This window comes from bacterium SCSIO 12643 (assembly GCA_024398135.1).
GTDB lineage: Bacteria > Bacteroidota > Bacteroidia > Flavobacteriales_G > Salibacteraceae > CAJXZP01.
This window is the reverse complement of the sequence record CP073750.1, coordinates 384,802-399,140: the sequence shown is the minus strand read 5'-3', so window position 1 is coordinate 399,140 and position 14,339 is coordinate 384,802. Positions and strand designations below refer to the sequence as shown.

Here is a 14,339-nt window from a genome sequence, read left to right as displayed (position 1 = left end):
CTTCGGCACCCAAATTAAAGAATCAAATATGAGAAGTAAACTCCTAAGTATTTTTATCTTAACCTTTCTTGGTGTAAATGTTTTAGCTCAAGGTTATTGGCAGCAACATGTGGCCTATTCTATGGACATTGATATGAACGTTGAAACGAACCAGTTTAATGGAAAACAGGAATTGATTTATACCAATAACTCACCCGATACTTTACACAAAGTATACTATCATTTGTATTTTAATGCGTTTCAACCCGGAAGTATGATGGATGTGAGAAGTAGAACAATTTCGGATCCGGATCGTAGGGTAAAAGACAGAATTTATAAGTTGTCACCGGACGAAATAGGATATCAAAAGATTCTATCTCTGACGCAAAATGAAAAAAATGTGGAGTATTCTATTGAAGGAACTATTCTTACCGTGAAATTAGCAGATCCCATTGTACCGGGTGAGAAAGTGGTATTCGATATGGAATTTAAAGCACAGGTACCTAAGCAAATTCGTAGGTCGGGAAGAGATAATGCTGAAGGTATTGAATATACCATGACGCAATGGTATCCTAAAATGGCAGAGTATGATCGAGATGGATGGCATGCAAATGAGTATGTAGGAAGAGAGTTTTATGGCGTATGGGGAAGTTTTGACGTACATATTACAATAGATTCTAACTATGTTTTAGCGGGAACGGGTGTCGTTCAAAACCCCGAAGAAGTAGGACATGGTTATAGTAATTCGCAAGCAAAAACTGATAAATTAAACTGGCATTTTAAAGCAGATAAAGTACATGATTTTGGATGGGCTGCTGATCCGGATTATCAACATGATATTGTACCGGTTGACGATCAATTACAGCTACATTTCTTTTATCAGGCAGATACTTTAGCAGATCAATGGAAAGAAATTCAACCCGATGTGGTACAGATGTTTAAAATAACCAATGAAACATTTGGACGCTATCCATATTCTGATTTTTCAATTATTCAAGGTGGAGATGGAGGAATGGAATATCCGATGTGTACGATGGTTCTTGGGCATGGTTCTCGCCATGGAATGGTTGGTTTGATTACACATGAAAGCATTCATAACTGGTATTATGGGGTGTTAGGAACAAATGAATACAGATATCCATGGATGGATGAGGGAATGACGACTTATGCTGAAGAATATGCCATGGATAAACTGGATAGTTTGAATGGGGAGAATTTCCTAATGCATTCTTACGACTCTTATAGAGCGTTAGCGGTTAAATGGGCTGAAAAAGAAGAGCCATTAGCTACTCCGGGAGATTTGTTTGATTACAATAGAGTTTATAGTATCAGTGCATATTCTAAGGGAGCAATCACACAAAATATGTTGAGATACATTGTTGGAGATGAAGTGTATTATCGTGCGGTATTAAGATATTTTGAAGAATGGAAATTCAAACATCCTACTCCAAATGATTTATTGAGAATTATGGAGTTGGAGTCGGATATGGAATTGGATTGGTTTTTCGAACATTGGGTATATACCTTACATCATATTGATTACGATATAAATGTAGCAAATACGGATAAGGGGACTCAAATTCAAATTAAAAATGCAGGAAATTTTCCGATGCCAATTGATGTAAGAGTTACACTGAAAGATGGGAAAGAGATCTGGTATTATATTCCTCTAAGACAAATGAGAGGTGCAAAATCTACGGATGCGAAAACATTAAAACCATGGGCGTGGGTAGATCCAAATTATAGTTTCGATGTGGAGTATTCTATGAATGATATTCAAAGTGTGGAGATTGATCCAAATAGAATGTTAGCAGATATCCATATGGAGAATAATATATATCCTCGAAAAGAAGTTCCGGAGAAAGAAGAACCTAAGTCAAAATCAAAAGGCAAGAAGAAAAAGAAAAGCAAAAACAAAAAGAAGTAGGTCGTAAAAGAGGGGAAGATGATCGGGAATCAGAAAACTACTATAATCGTTATGTCAATTGCGCTGGTCGCATTTCTTCTGGTAAAGGTTTTACCGACATTTAAAACGAAAACAAAGACACATGTTTCAAGTAAAGTGAAGTTGAATAATGCTGCAGAGGACTATAGTCAGGGAAGTGCATGGTTTATATCAGAAACCGGAGATACTTTGGCGAATGTCGATGTAGAGATTTCGGATACAGATTACAAAATCACCAAAGGTTTGATGGATCGTTCGCAAATGAGAGAAAATCAAGGGATGTTATTTGTGTTTAACAATATGGAAAAAAGATCTTTCTGGATGAAAAACACGAAGATTCCTTTAGATATTATTTATATCACACAAGAAGGATTAATTGACTCATATTATCAATCCACTACGCCATATTCAGTAGAACCATTACCATCGTCCGGAGCTGCGCAATATGTTTTGGAAGTTAACGGAGGTTATATGGAGCGTCATCAATTAAGAAAAGGGACAAAATTTATTTATAATAGAAATTAGGTATTACAAAAGATGAAATCTAAGATTTTAGGATTAGCATTTATGCTCATAGGGATGTTGTCATATGGACAGGCAACATATAAATTATACACAAAAGACGGCAAAGAAGTGTCCATGGATAAAATGGTAAAATCTTTAGCAAAATCTGATGTGGTATTGTTTGGTGAATTACATAATAATCCAATTTGTCACTGGATGCAGTTAAAAGTAACCCAGGCCATTTATGAAAAGAATCAGAAACTAACTATGGGGGCTGAAATGTTTGAAGCAGATAACCAGTTGTTGATTGATGAATACTTTAAAGGGTTTATTCGTCAAAAAGACTTTGAGAAAGAAATGCGTTTGTGGAAAAATTACGAAACGGACTATAAACCTTTATTAGAGTTTGCGAGAGAGCATAAGGTGAATTTTGTGGCGACAAATATTCCGCGTAGATATGCGGCATTAGTGAATCGAAAAGGTTTTACGGTGTTGGATTCTTTATCGGATGAATCGAAATCTTATATGATGCCATTACCAATGGTGTATGATACCACCAATCCAAGTGCGCAAAGAATGTTACAAATGGATTTTGGGCACGGTAAAGGAGGCCCTAAGGTAGAGTCTATGGTTAAGGCGCAGTCTGTTAAAGATGCAACAATGGCACATTTTATTTTAGAAAACATCGAAAAGAAAACCACTTTTATTCATTATCAGGGTGATTTTCATTCAGCGCATTATGGTGGAATTTATTGGTATTTAAAGCACTGGAAATCCAGTTTGGATGTATTAACCATAAGTACAGTTGAAGCTGGTGGAGAAATGGAATTCAAAGAGAAGTATAAGGAATTAGGGGATTATATTTTGGTCATCACAGAGGATATGACTAAAACCTATTAGTCTCATTGTTAAGCGATCATTGTTTTTTGTTGATTTTCAATAAAAAACACGATGATCGACTTTTTGCATTAATTAAATAACTTAACTTTGGATTTTTATATAACATAATTGTAATGAACAAAGGAAAAGTAAAGTTCTTCAATGAAACTAAAGGTTTCGGTTTTATTGTTGAAGAAGGCTCTAATAGCGAGTACTTCGTACACGTAACAGGTTTAATCGATGAGATCAGAGAAAATGATCAAGTTGAATTTGAACTAAAAGAAGGTAGAAAAGGATTAAACGCTGTGAACGTTAAGATTGCGTAAGTATTTATATTTTTTTATATCACAAACCTGTCTTCGGACAGGTTTTTTTATGCCTTTAATTTAAGAACTGTTGGTCGGTTAAGGCGTATAAGAATTCAATAAGGTCATTACGTTCATTGGCAGTTAAAGTGAATGGTTTTAACAGTTCACTTTTATTCGGATGACTTCCGCCTCCTTTTTCTAAATATCGGATAACTTCATCCAAAGTGTCCATGGAACCATCGTGCATATAAGGAGCAGTTATCGCAACATTTCTTAAACTGGGTACTTCAAACTTTCCAGCATCCAAAGGTCGATACGTAATTCTGGCACGCCCGCTATCTTCGAATTGATGTTCCAACCCAATATTTTGATAAGAGTAATCGGTAAAGAGTACTCCCGAATGGCAAGAAGTACAGTTTAAACGGGAAGAGTTAAACAATCGCAATCCGTTTTTTTCATTAGAATTGAGCGCATTGGAATCTCCGAGAATATACCTGTCGTATGCTGAGTTGCCCATGACCAATGACCGTTCGAATGCCGCTATAGAACGGGTAATTCCAAAAACATTAGGTAAGGTATCAAAAGCATCTTTAAACATTTTGACATAATTGGAATCTTGAGTTAAACGCTCTAACACCACGAGAAAATCAGCCCCTAATTCATTGGTATCAATGATTGGAGCTAAAACCTGTAGTTCTAAAGTTTTTACTCCACCATCTTTATGAAACAGTTCTTTAAAAGCTACATTAACGATTGAGGGAGAGTTGCGAAACCCGGGTTCTCCATTAGTTCCAACACTGACAGATACACTATCTGCAAAAGCGTGTTGAGGTTGGTGACAGGAAGCGCACGAAATGTTTTGGTTTTTACTCAGTCTATTGTCAAAAAACAGCCGTTTACCCAACTCAATCTTCGCAGGAGTGAGATCATTTAAAAAATCAAGGTTTAATGTGTCAAAATGCGTAGGAATTTCTACAACATCCTGCTGCTCATTAGATGTTGTTTCACAACGAATAAAAAGAAATAATATGAGAAGGCTATAAACCCATTTCATTTTTAGTTGAACGCATTTTCAAAGTTATCCATGTATTGGACGGCAAGAGGTTTGTTATCCACAGTATGAGATTGCCCATCCTGAATCAAATCAAAAGTATAATCATTTTGCTTTAGTAAAGCATATAAATCCAAATTAACCGTAACATCGGTACCTCCTGAGCCTAAAGTGAATTTTCTTGCTACAGATACTTCCGGACGGTATAATCCTTGAGTTCCAGTATGAATGACGAAACTTGCTGTGTCTTGCTGGCCAATTTCATAACCTTCTACTTTAGAGAAAATATATTGTGTAGACCAACCCCAATACATGTTATTGGTAACGCTTAAAGGGTGAGAAACAACAAAAGTAGCGGGATCCATTGCGTTTAAATCCTGACGGACACCTAAGTCGAACATAATTGCGGTATAATTACCACGAACGATGTTTCCACTTATTGTTGAACTATTTTCAAACGCATTAATAAGTCCCACATCTGCGATAAGCTCTTTACTTCCGTCTGATTTGACCCCCACAATATTAGATAAGTAGTATTTCTTTTTCGTAAACCACATATTGTTGTTTTGAGGACTTTTATAAATATGATTGAATTCTAAAGCTTGTCCGTTATAGAAGTGTTTGATATGAATATTTATAGGCTCTTTAATTACCGGATCCGGCTCAGGATCCCCACCTGAACAACCTGAAAAAGATTGTAAAACTACAGCTATAGAGATCATGGTTAGGAAGTGGAAGGTATTTCGCGCAGTAAATTTCATAGTCATATTTAAAAGAATACGTTCGGTAATAATACTCAAATATTTGTTTGCTTCAAACTATTTAATGATCGTTGACAAATATATGAGACTTTAAAAATGAAGTCAGTGATATTTTATACTACCCCATACGTATTTGTTAAATACAATGTTTCCGTATGGGTTTTGAGGAGAAATAAGGATGGATAAATAGAAGTTTTATAAGTTATAAAAGAACAACGTAGGATTATGGTAGAGACCAGGGAATCTAGCGGTTTAGAATCAAACCATTTAACTTTTTTTATGCTGTTAAAGAATTGTTAAGCCAAATTTGTGCGGCATTTTATCTTCATTTTTGGAGTCATTATGCCAAAGCAATTACATTTGTAAACCTCAGAAAATAATAGAATAAATATGATCAAAAAGGTATTACTCTTAACTACTGTATTTCTATCAACAATTAGTTCTTACGCTCAGCACGATTTCACATTTAAAATTGACGGTATTGCCGATACTACGATGTATTTAGCCAACTATTTTGGGGGTAAAATGTATTATAATGATACAACAGTTGCCGATGCAAATGGAGTGGTAAGATTCAAAGGGAAAGAAACGAAACCAGGCGGTATTTATGCTGTGATATTTCCAGATAATAAGACCTATTTTCAAGTGGTTATAAATGAAGAAAAGATTGTTATGGAAACCACAATTCAGAATCCTGAGGCCAATATGATTGTGAAGGTTTCTGAAGAAAATAAAGCTTTTTATGCGTAGTTGAAATTTGTAACCGGTGTTCAAAAAAGAATGACAGATTTGAATAACCAAAAAGCAGAAGAAGGAGCAAACGTTAAAAAGATTGATGCGCAAATTAAGGAGGAACAGGAAAAAGCAGAAAAATTTAAGGCGGAGTATTTAAAGAAGAATGAAAAGCTTTTTGCCGCAAAAGTGTTAAGTACTTCTGATGAAATCAATGTACCTGAATTCAAGAAAGAAGATGGTTCAAAGGATGATCAAAAACGCTTTAGATATTATCATGATCACTATTTCGATAATGTAGATCTAAAAGATGACCGTTTGTTAAGAACTCCGGTGTTAAACCAAAAGATTGAGACGTATCTAACTAAGCTAACTCCACAGGTACCGGATTCTATTTGTGCTGCCGTTCAGTATTTGACCAGCCAAACTGCATCGGATACAAGTTTGATGTACAAGTATATTATTCAGTATACAACAAACACTTTTGAAAAGTCGGATATTATGGGAATGGATGGTGTATTTGTGTGTATCGCTGAAAACTATTACGCTGAAGGAAAAGCCTGGTGGGTTGAAGATGACAAATTGGACGAGATTTTAAAGATGTATAACACCAGAAAGAATTTGTTGATTGGGAAAAAGGCTGAAAATATCGTATTAATGGATGTGGATTCTAACTGGAGGTCTTTATATGATGTTAAAGCAAAATATACTGTGGTGGTATTTTGGGATCCAAATTGTGGACACTGTAAAAAAGAAATGCCGAAACTTCAGGAGTTTTACAAAGAGAATAAAGGTGAAGTAGAGGTATTTGCAGTAAGTACAGAGTTTGACAATAAAGATTGGCCTGCTTATATCAAGGAGCAGGGTTATACCTGGATTGATGTATCAGATAATCCTGAAATAAATAAGGATGCACATAAATACATTTTAGAAGGTAAGACAACATTGAATAGCTTGAACTTCAGGGATTACTGGGATATCTTCTCAACTCCGCAGTTTTATTTACTGGATGAAAATAAAATGATTATTGCGAAGAAAATCAATGCAGAGCAAATGCCTGATTTCATTAAGCAATATGAAACAAGACAAGCAGCAGAAGCTGAGGAAGCAGAAAAAGCAAAGAAATCGGAGAAAAAGTAAAACTAGAATCTGATTTTAAAGTGTTGAGGGGATAGTCTGGCATCAAAGAATACGATCCCAATAAAAAACAAATCTAAGGTCACCACAGTTTTGGGGTGGCCTTTTATTTTTTCCCATGCCTGGTGCATTTCATCCGACCAGTGAATATCGTCAAATACGAATATGCTTTGATCAGTCATGTGTTTTAGGCACAATTCAAAATAATTTAAAGTAGGTTCAGCACGATGGTTTCCGTCAAAGAATACCAGATCAGCGGTACTGGTTTCTTTTAGAACATTAGGAAGCGTATCATTAAAGTCTCCTAAATGACCAGTGATATTTTTGAGATGGAGCTTCCCAAAATTTTCTTGAGCAATAGCAAGAGTTTCGGGGCATCCCTCTAAGGTATGAACCGGAATTGTATTTTGAGCTTTTGCAAAATAAATTGTGCTAAGCCCTAATGAAGTCCCCAGTTCAATAATACTTCTCGGTTGAAAGTAGTTGACCATTCTGAAGAACAGTCGCACATATTTCTCAGGTTTGGAAGAATTTTTGGCAATATCACGTACCAGACGATTAGGACTTTTATTGATAGTTGATCCAGCGCCTAAATCCGTAATGGAAATGGTTCTGGAGTCTTTCAATAAACTTCGTTTAAGGTTCCGCAGTTGATTGTATTCAGGGTTTTTAATGTCATGATATAAAACTTCATCTAAAAACTTATAGACAAACGGAGAATGGATACCATGACGATTATTGGCACTCCATTGATGTTTGAGATAAGAGATTATGATTTGAAGTTGATTCATAAGACACAAAAAAGGGGTGGAAAAACCACCCCTCGACTTATCGTATTATGGAATATTACATTCCGTATTTTTTCATTACTTTTTCACTAATTCCTGTGAAAGAGAATCCGCCATCATGGAATAAGTTCTGCATGGTCACCATTCTGGTGTAATCTGAGAACATCATTACTGTATAATCCGCACATTGCTCAGCAGATGCATTTCCTAAAGGAGATATATCTTCAGCAAAGTTGATAAACTGATCAAATCCACCAACACCTTTACCAGCAGTGGTAAGGGTAGGAGATTGAGAAATTGTATTTACACGAACTTTTTTCTTGTTTCCATATTGGTAACCAAAGTTACGAGTGATAGACTCCATTAAAGATTTTGCATCAGCCATATCATTGTAACCTGGGAATGCTCTTTGAGCAGCAACGAACGATAAACTAATTACAGAACCCCACTCTGCCATTGCATCTAATCTATATGCAGTTTGAAGTACACGGTGTAATGACATCGCAGATACGTCTAATGTTTTGTGGAACCAGTCGTAATTTAAGTCTGAATAAGGTTTTCCTTTTCTAACGTTAGGAGACATTCCAATAGAATGTAAAATGAAATCTAAAGGTCCTCCAAGTATTTCAACAGCTTGAGTAATTAGCTTTTCTAAATCTTCGTTGTTAGTAGCGTCAGCTGGAATAATAGTAGATCCGGTATCTTGAGCAAGTTGATCCAAAGCACCCATTCTAAGAGCAATTGGTGCATTTGTCAAAACAAAAGTAGCACCTTCTTCATGTGCTTTTTCAGCAGTTTTCCAAGCAATCGAGTTTGCATCAAGGGCACCAAAAATGATTCCTCTTTTTCCTTTTAAAAGATCTTTTCCCATTGTAAAATTTGTTTGAAGCAAATATATTATTTTATGAATGAAGGCAATTTTTTTTAGATTTAAATTACCTCATAAAATCACTATTTGGAAGGGCGATCATTTTTTTGCTCAAAGTAGTATCTTAAGTCTAAAGATAAGTAAGAGGCATTCAGTTTCGTATTTGCTATTGCGACCGGAGTATTATATAATCCAATATTAGCTACAAACGGATCTGCAAAAGGTTGATTAAATGAAAAACCGACATAGAATGTCCCGTTGTTGGGCGGATGAATTTCCCAGCCCATATTGGCTAAAAATGAACCCTGAATCCAGCTTACACGTCTTACTTCAACTTGCCATTCGTTGTCCTCATTGAATATATCACTTGGATAAAAATCCAATTGTGCTCCCAAAGACACACTAAAGTAAGAGTGATCAGAAGCTCTTAATCTAACCATCCCTTTGAATGGAATTTCATATCCAATAATTCGATAGTCAATAGAACCATTATAATTCCCAAACGTACTGTCAATTTTGGTGTTATAGTTTCTTTGTACAAATCTTAAACCGGATTCAACAGCTAAAGTTTTATTGAATTGTTTACGGATGGTCATCCCAAAAACATAGCCAAACTTTTGACTATTATTAATTTGAACGGAGTCTAAACCAATAGTTTCAGTACCTCCGGATAAAAAATTATTGGCCACCATCCCTTTAAATTGGAAGCCACCACTATATCCCTTGGATTGGCCATAAACTAGCTGTCCTAAAAGTAAAATCGTAACAAATAAAACTGTCTTTTTCAATGTTTAAAGAGATTTAATATATCCTGTAATTGCAATCGTCATTATAATTAACATCAGAATAACGAGCCCATATCTCAAAAAAGTATTTGAGATAAAAGGTTTTCTGTATTCGCCAATCGCCAAGTGATTTAACTTAATGACTTCCTTGGTGTTTAATTTATTAACGGCAAAAAAGTACTTATAGGTAGGTTCCTCATCGTCAAAATTATGTTCAAACCATATATTATGAGAACGTAAGAGTTTCTCAAAGTAATCACTTTCCAATTTGTTTTTAAAAAAGAATATGGTATACCTATTGTCACTAGGATGCTCACGCCAATTGGTAAAATCAAAGGAAGGAAGATTCATATTACACGTATCTTTTGGCCAACCCAAAGACTGGAATTTCTACGAATTCCATTCAATTTACAAAGCTTTGAAACAGTTGTGCCGTATTGCGCTGCAATTTTATATAAATAATCTCCATTTCGCACGGTATAGAATACACTTCCTTTAGGATATCCTGCAAATCCGTGTTTGGTTTTTCTTAAAACCAGCGTAGAATTGATTAGATTTTGCTCTGAATAATCGATAAAATTTAAAGGGTTGATAGGAACACCTTTAAATCGAACCTCCCAGTGTAAATGGCTACCGGTAGAATGCCCGGAACTACCTCCCAGTCCAATAAGTTCACCTGCCTGAACAATTTGCCCTGGCTTTACCTTTATGCGATGTAAGTGAGCGTAAAGTGTTTCTAATCCATTGAAATGTCTTACGACAACTACACGACCGTAACCACCGTAAGTTCTGGCCACACGAACCATACCGGAGAAAGCCGATACTACGGTATCCCAAACTTGAAGGTCTATGTCAATTCCATTATGCATACGTCCATCTCGCCAACCATATTTTGAAGTTAAGACATCATTTATGGGCATCACAAACTTTGGACTTTGTTTTGTTCCAATAAGTTGGAGTTCAATTACAGAATCCGAACTCGCCAATTTCTGAGAATTATAAGGATTTGGTGTAATTGTATTCCAGTCCTGATAATAGTAATCTGCGGGATATTGACTGGTATCAATAATTTCTTCCGCTAAAGTCTCTTTTTGATGATTGGCAATGTATTTATTGAGTTCATTTATCAATGCAAAAGGAACTTGTTCCAGTTCAAATAAAGAGTCGATAGTTTCGTAGATCGCATCAAATTTCATTGATTTAATCTTTAAATAAAGATGCAATTGAGAAATCAGCTCGGTTGGCGGAGTAGATGCATTATTTAGGGAATCTTCATATACCTGTAATTGAGCGATACTCATGGTATCAATACCTTTGAATAAGTATTGATTTCCATAGACGACCTGGGCAATCAAGGTATCCTTTTTTGGACCTTTATCACTAGCCTGGGTAGAAAGCGTAGAAAGACCTAAAATCAGGGCAATACACATCTTTATTCCCCAATAGAAATGTAAAGTTGGTTTCGTCATGCAAGGTCAAAAATATACTTTTATTAAAAAGGAGAAATGAAATAACTTTTGTTGAAACAAATTGAATCTATTTTAAGGGATAGAGGGCGCATAGTTCCCACCGGATAAAATCAAAGCAATTTTTTTACCCTTGAAATAGTTTTGATTTTTGAGAACAGCTGCTAAAACTGTTGCAGATGAAGGTTCTATGATAATCTTCATTCTTTGGAAAATCAATTCCATCGCGTGGCGAATTTCATCATCATCCACACGAATAATGTCATGCACACCATGTTGAATAATAGACCAGTTTAGATTTCCCAGGGTTGTTAACAGACCATCTGCAATGGTATTGGGTTGTTGTTGGCGAACCAGTTCTCCGGATTTCCAGCTTCTATAAGCATCATCTGCGCCAAATGGTTCCGCAGCAATGACCTGGGTATTAGGTGAAAAGTATTGGGTAGAGAGAATAGTACCAGATAACAGGCCACCACCTCCAACCGGAGTAATGATAAAGTCTAATTCGGATAGTTCATCATATACTTCTTTGGCAGCAGTAGATTGACCTGTAACGATATGTTTATGATCATATGGAGGGATAAATGTAGCTCCAGTATTTGAAATTATTTCCTGAGTATACTTTTCCCGATCTGCTTGCGTAGGGGGACAGAAGGTGATTAAACCACCATAACTTTTTACTGCATCAACTTTGATTTGAGGTGCATTTTCAGGCATAACTACATAACATTTGATATCGTTACGAAGTGCTGCTAAAGCCAACGCTTGTGCATGATTTCCAGAAGAGTGTGTTACGACTCCAAATTGTCGTTGATTTTCTGGAATTTTAAGAATCGCATTTGTGGCCCCTCTGGATTTAAATGCACCTGCTTTTTGGAAGTTTTCACATTTAAAGAATAAAGAAGCCTGTGCCATCTGATTGATAGATTTTGAAGTTAGAACAGGTGTTTGATGAATAAAAGGACTAATCCTTTCGTGCGCTTCAATGATATCTTTAGCTTGAATCATATTAACCTTCAGATTGCGGTAGGCTAACCATAAAAGTGGTTCCCTGATTTTCTGAACTTACAAAATCTAACTGACCGTTTAATTCTTCAATAGATTTTTTTACGATAGCCAGTCCTAAACCAACACCTTCAATATCATTGGTGTTTGAAGCCCTGTGGAACATCTCAAACAAGAATTTCTGATCTTTTTCAGGTATCCCTAAACCATAGTCAATAACTGCGAAATGCAACATGCCATCATCTATATTGAATTTCACTTCAATAATTTCAGCATCAGGAGAATATTTAGCAGCATTACTTAAGAGGTTGGTAAAAATTTGAGTAAATAAACGTTTATCCGTTTTAAACAAAACCGGGACCTCAGGTCCAAATTCAAGTAAGATAGAATGATTTTTACCCACTCCATTCTCAACGGTTTGAACAATTTCATCTACCAGTTCTCTAAGATGCGTAGGTTCAATTTCCGGTTTGAGATTTCCGGACTCAATTTTACCGATTAATAAGGTTTCATTGATAATATTGGTTAGTGAGTTTACCGAGCGATCAATATTCTTAATGTGTTTACTTACTTTTTCAGCAGGAGAATTGTTTTCGAGATGCATTTCAATCAGTTCTGCAGAACTCTTTACACTGGTTAAAGGTGTTTTGATTTCATGAGAAATGATATTTACAATTCGCGACTTTAACTCATTTAATTCTCTTTCTCTGGCCAAAGAAACTTTCAGTTGCGCTTCTGATTTTTTTCTTTTTGCAACCTCTTTGTTCAGTGCTTGATTTTTGGAGTTTAATTCTTGTGTACGTTCTTTAACTTTTTCCTCCAGATTAGAATTGAGTTGTTTAAGTTGATCCTGACTGCTTAGAAGCTCTTTCTCCAGATTGAATCGTTGCATGGAAAGTTCGATAACGGTCCGTAGCACCCCTTCTTTAACAGGCTTTGAAATATAGCCGTAAGGATGCGTATTCAATGCACGATTCATGGTATCCTTATCTGATAATCCAGTGATGTAAACTACGGGAAGATCGTAGTCATTCATCAATTGGTTTGTCACCGAAATACCATCGATTTCTCCGGGGAGAGAGATATCCATTAAAACCAGATCAGGATTGGAACTTTCAACCAGTTGTAAAGCCTCTGTACCAGAGTAAGCTATACCGACTGATTGGTGCCCCATTTGCGTGATCACACGCTGAACGAAAAGTGCGGTCACTTTATCGTCTTCGGTAATTAGAATTTTGTATGACATGGCCTCAATATTTGTAGCTAAAGTAACGATTACATGTTGCTTGTTAAAATACTTTCTGTTAAAATAAAACTAGCGGTATTATGTAATGTAACCGTAAAATTGTTACTTTGCAATGCAAATTTGACTATGTATGAGAGGCCGCAGAATTAGTATTACTTGTGATGAATGCCAGGTTCAGAAAATTTCAAAATTCGGAACCCTTTGTGCGAAGAATTTAGACAAGGTGAATTACAATAAATCTTGTACCGCATATAAAAAAGGGCAAATCATTTTTCATGAGGATACCAGACCTTTGGGAGTTTTCTGTATCAATAAAGGAAGACTAAAAGTTTATAAAACTGGTGATGATGGAAAGGATCAAATTATTCAGGTCTCAAAGCCAGGTGATTTATTGGGATACCGTGCCATGATTGGTGAGGATTTATATCCGGTGACTGCAGAAGCATTGGAAGATGTACAGGTTTGTTTTATACCAAAGTCTGAGTTTGAAAGATTGCTAACTGATTCTCCTGACTTTTCTAAGATGCTATTAAGAGAAGCATGTCATGAATTGGGTATGATGACCGAATCATTAACGAACTTGGCACAAAAGTCAGTAAGAGAAAGATTAGCTGTTTCGTTATTGATGCTAAAGGATATTTACATCGATGAAGATCGCCCGAACGAACCTGCTGAGATTAATTTGACCAGAGAGGATTTAGCGAATATCGTAGGTACGGCAACGGAAACAATTATTCGTTTACTACACGATTTTAAAGAAGAGAATTTGATTCAAACCAATGGGCGTAAGATCATGGTATTAGACGCGCAACGTTTGGTTAAAGTAGGGAATATCTACTAAGAAAGAATTAAAAATAAAGCATAAAAAAACACGGTCATCGACCG

General features: G+C 35.9%; 15 protein-coding genes. 7 read left to right on the top strand and 8 right to left on the bottom strand.

Annotated features, from left to right (window positions below; genetic code table 11):
• Positions 1-28 precede the first annotated feature (28 nt).
• The 4 genes from KFE94_01690 to KFE94_01675 all read left to right on the top strand — a co-directional run bounded on the left by KFE94_01690 (position 29) and on the right by KFE94_01675 (position 3,633).
• Positions 29-1,906, top strand: coding sequence for a M1 family metallopeptidase (locus KFE94_01690; GenBank protein UTW66853.1), 1,878 nt, complete (start codon positions 29-31; stop codon positions 1,904-1,906).
• Between the two features lie 18 nt (positions 1,907-1,924).
• Complete coding sequence (locus tag KFE94_01685) at positions 1,925-2,449, top strand: DUF192 domain-containing protein (GenBank protein UTW66852.1); 525 nt, start codon at positions 1,925-1,927, stop codon at positions 2,447-2,449.
• 54 nt (positions 2,450-2,503) lie between these two features.
• Positions 2,504-3,328 (top strand): ChaN family lipoprotein, encoded by an 825-nt coding sequence (locus tag KFE94_01680; protein UTW68189.1) that lies wholly within the window; start codon positions 2,504-2,506, stop codon positions 3,326-3,328.
• A gap of 113 nt (positions 3,329-3,441) precedes the next feature.
• A complete protein-coding gene (locus KFE94_01675) occupies positions 3,442-3,633 on the top strand; it encodes a cold shock domain-containing protein (protein ID UTW66851.1) in 192 nt (63 codons plus the stop codon).
• 55 nt (positions 3,634-3,688) lie between these two features.
• Here the strand turns inward: KFE94_01675 and KFE94_01670 are convergent, their stop codons facing one another.
• Together KFE94_01670 and KFE94_01665 are read right to left on the bottom strand one after the other, a co-directional pair.
• Complete coding sequence (locus KFE94_01670; GenBank protein ID UTW66850.1) at positions 3,689-4,669, bottom strand: cytochrome-c peroxidase; 981 nt, start codon at positions 4,667-4,669, stop codon at positions 3,689-3,691.
• A 2-nt stretch (positions 4,670-4,671) separates the two neighbouring features.
• Entirely contained in the window at positions 4,672-5,427 is a 756-nt protein-coding gene (locus KFE94_01665) for a hypothetical protein (protein UTW66849.1), read from the bottom strand.
• Between the two features lie 390 nt (positions 5,428-5,817).
• On the opposite strand from KFE94_01665, the gene KFE94_01660 reads away from it, so the two are divergent.
• Together KFE94_01660 and KFE94_01655 are read left to right on the top strand one after the other, a co-directional pair.
• Positions 5,818-6,177, top strand: coding sequence for a DUF4369 domain-containing protein (locus KFE94_01660; protein ID UTW66848.1), 360 nt, complete (start codon positions 5,818-5,820; stop codon positions 6,175-6,177).
• Between the two features lie 30 nt (positions 6,178-6,207).
• Complete coding sequence (locus tag KFE94_01655; GenBank protein UTW66847.1) at positions 6,208-7,299, top strand: DUF5106 domain-containing protein; 1,092 nt, start codon at positions 6,208-6,210, stop codon at positions 7,297-7,299.
• Positions 7,300-7,301: 2 nt separating this feature from the next.
• Here KFE94_01655 and KFE94_01650 read toward each other — a convergent pair whose 3' ends face one another.
• The 6 genes from KFE94_01650 to KFE94_01625 form a co-directional block, all read right to left on the bottom strand.
• A complete protein-coding gene (locus KFE94_01650) occupies positions 7,302-8,087 on the bottom strand; it encodes a class I SAM-dependent methyltransferase (GenBank protein ID UTW66846.1) in 786 nt (261 codons plus the stop codon).
• A gap of 55 nt (positions 8,088-8,142) precedes the next feature.
• Complete coding sequence (locus KFE94_01645) at positions 8,143-8,955, bottom strand: SDR family oxidoreductase (GenBank protein UTW66845.1); 813 nt, start codon at positions 8,953-8,955, stop codon at positions 8,143-8,145.
• 80 nt (positions 8,956-9,035) lie between these two features.
• Positions 9,036-9,740, bottom strand: a complete 705-nt coding sequence (locus tag KFE94_01640) for a hypothetical protein (GenBank protein ID UTW66844.1) — start codon at positions 9,738-9,740, stop codon at positions 9,036-9,038.
• A 344-nt stretch (positions 9,741-10,084) separates the two neighbouring features.
• Entirely contained in the window at positions 10,085-11,206 is a 1,122-nt protein-coding gene (locus KFE94_01635; GenBank protein UTW66843.1) for a peptidoglycan DD-metalloendopeptidase family protein, read from the bottom strand.
• Between the two features lie 72 nt (positions 11,207-11,278).
• A complete protein-coding gene (locus KFE94_01630) occupies positions 11,279-12,211 on the bottom strand; it encodes a pyridoxal-phosphate dependent enzyme (GenBank protein UTW66842.1) in 933 nt (310 codons plus the stop codon).
• 1 nt (position 12,212) lies between these two features.
• Entirely contained in the window at positions 12,213-13,454 is a 1,242-nt protein-coding gene (locus tag KFE94_01625; protein ID UTW66841.1) for a response regulator, read from the bottom strand.
• Between the two features lie 130 nt (positions 13,455-13,584).
• Here KFE94_01625 and KFE94_01620 point away from each other — a divergent pair, with 130 nt between their 5' ends.
• Positions 13,585-14,295 carry a Crp/Fnr family transcriptional regulator gene (locus KFE94_01620; protein UTW66840.1) on the top strand — a complete coding sequence of 237 codons (711 nt, stop codon included), beginning with the start codon at positions 13,585-13,587 and terminating at the stop codon, positions 14,293-14,295.
• Positions 14,296-14,339 lie beyond the last annotated feature (44 nt).

What these genes read in the sequence shown, in the direction of transcription:
- KFE94_01690 (UTW66853.1), top strand. Translation starts at nt 29, where the DNA reads ATGAGAAGTAAACTCCTAAGTATTTTTATCTTAACCTTTCTTGGTGTA.
- KFE94_01685 (UTW66852.1), top strand. Translation starts at nt 1,925, where the DNA reads ATGATCGGGAATCAGAAAACTACTATAATCGTTATGTCAATTGCGCTG.
- KFE94_01680 (UTW68189.1), top strand. Translation starts at nt 2,504, where the DNA reads ATGTTGTCATATGGACAGGCAACATATAAATTATACACAAAAGACGGC.
- KFE94_01675 (UTW66851.1), top strand. Translation starts at nt 3,442, where the DNA reads ATGAACAAAGGAAAAGTAAAGTTCTTCAATGAAACTAAAGGTTTCGGT.
- KFE94_01670 (UTW66850.1), bottom strand. Translation starts at nt 4,669, where the DNA reads ATGAAATGGGTTTATAGCCTTCTCATATTATTTCTTTTTATTCGTTGT.
- KFE94_01665 (UTW66849.1), bottom strand. Translation starts at nt 5,427, where the DNA reads ATGAAATTTACTGCGCGAAATACCTTCCACTTCCTAACCATGATCTCT.
- KFE94_01660 (UTW66848.1), top strand. Translation starts at nt 5,818, where the DNA reads ATGATCAAAAAGGTATTACTCTTAACTACTGTATTTCTATCAACAATT.
- KFE94_01655 (UTW66847.1), top strand. Translation starts at nt 6,208, where the DNA reads ATGACAGATTTGAATAACCAAAAAGCAGAAGAAGGAGCAAACGTTAAA.
- KFE94_01650 (UTW66846.1), bottom strand. Translation starts at nt 8,087, where the DNA reads ATGAATCAACTTCAAATCATAATCTCTTATCTCAAACATCAATGGAGT.
- KFE94_01645 (UTW66845.1), bottom strand. Translation starts at nt 8,955, where the DNA reads ATGGGAAAAGATCTTTTAAAAGGAAAAAGAGGAATCATTTTTGGTGCC.
- KFE94_01635 (UTW66843.1), bottom strand. Translation starts at nt 11,206, where the DNA reads ATGACGAAACCAACTTTACATTTCTATTGGGGAATAAAGATGTGTATT.
- KFE94_01630 (UTW66842.1), bottom strand. Translation starts at nt 12,211, where the DNA reads ATGATTCAAGCTAAAGATATCATTGAAGCGCACGAAAGGATTAGTCCT.
- KFE94_01625 (UTW66841.1), bottom strand. Translation starts at nt 13,454, where the DNA reads ATGTCATACAAAATTCTAATTACCGAAGACGATAAAGTGACCGCACTT.
- KFE94_01620 (UTW66840.1), top strand. Translation starts at nt 13,585, where the DNA reads ATGAGAGGCCGCAGAATTAGTATTACTTGTGATGAATGCCAGGTTCAG.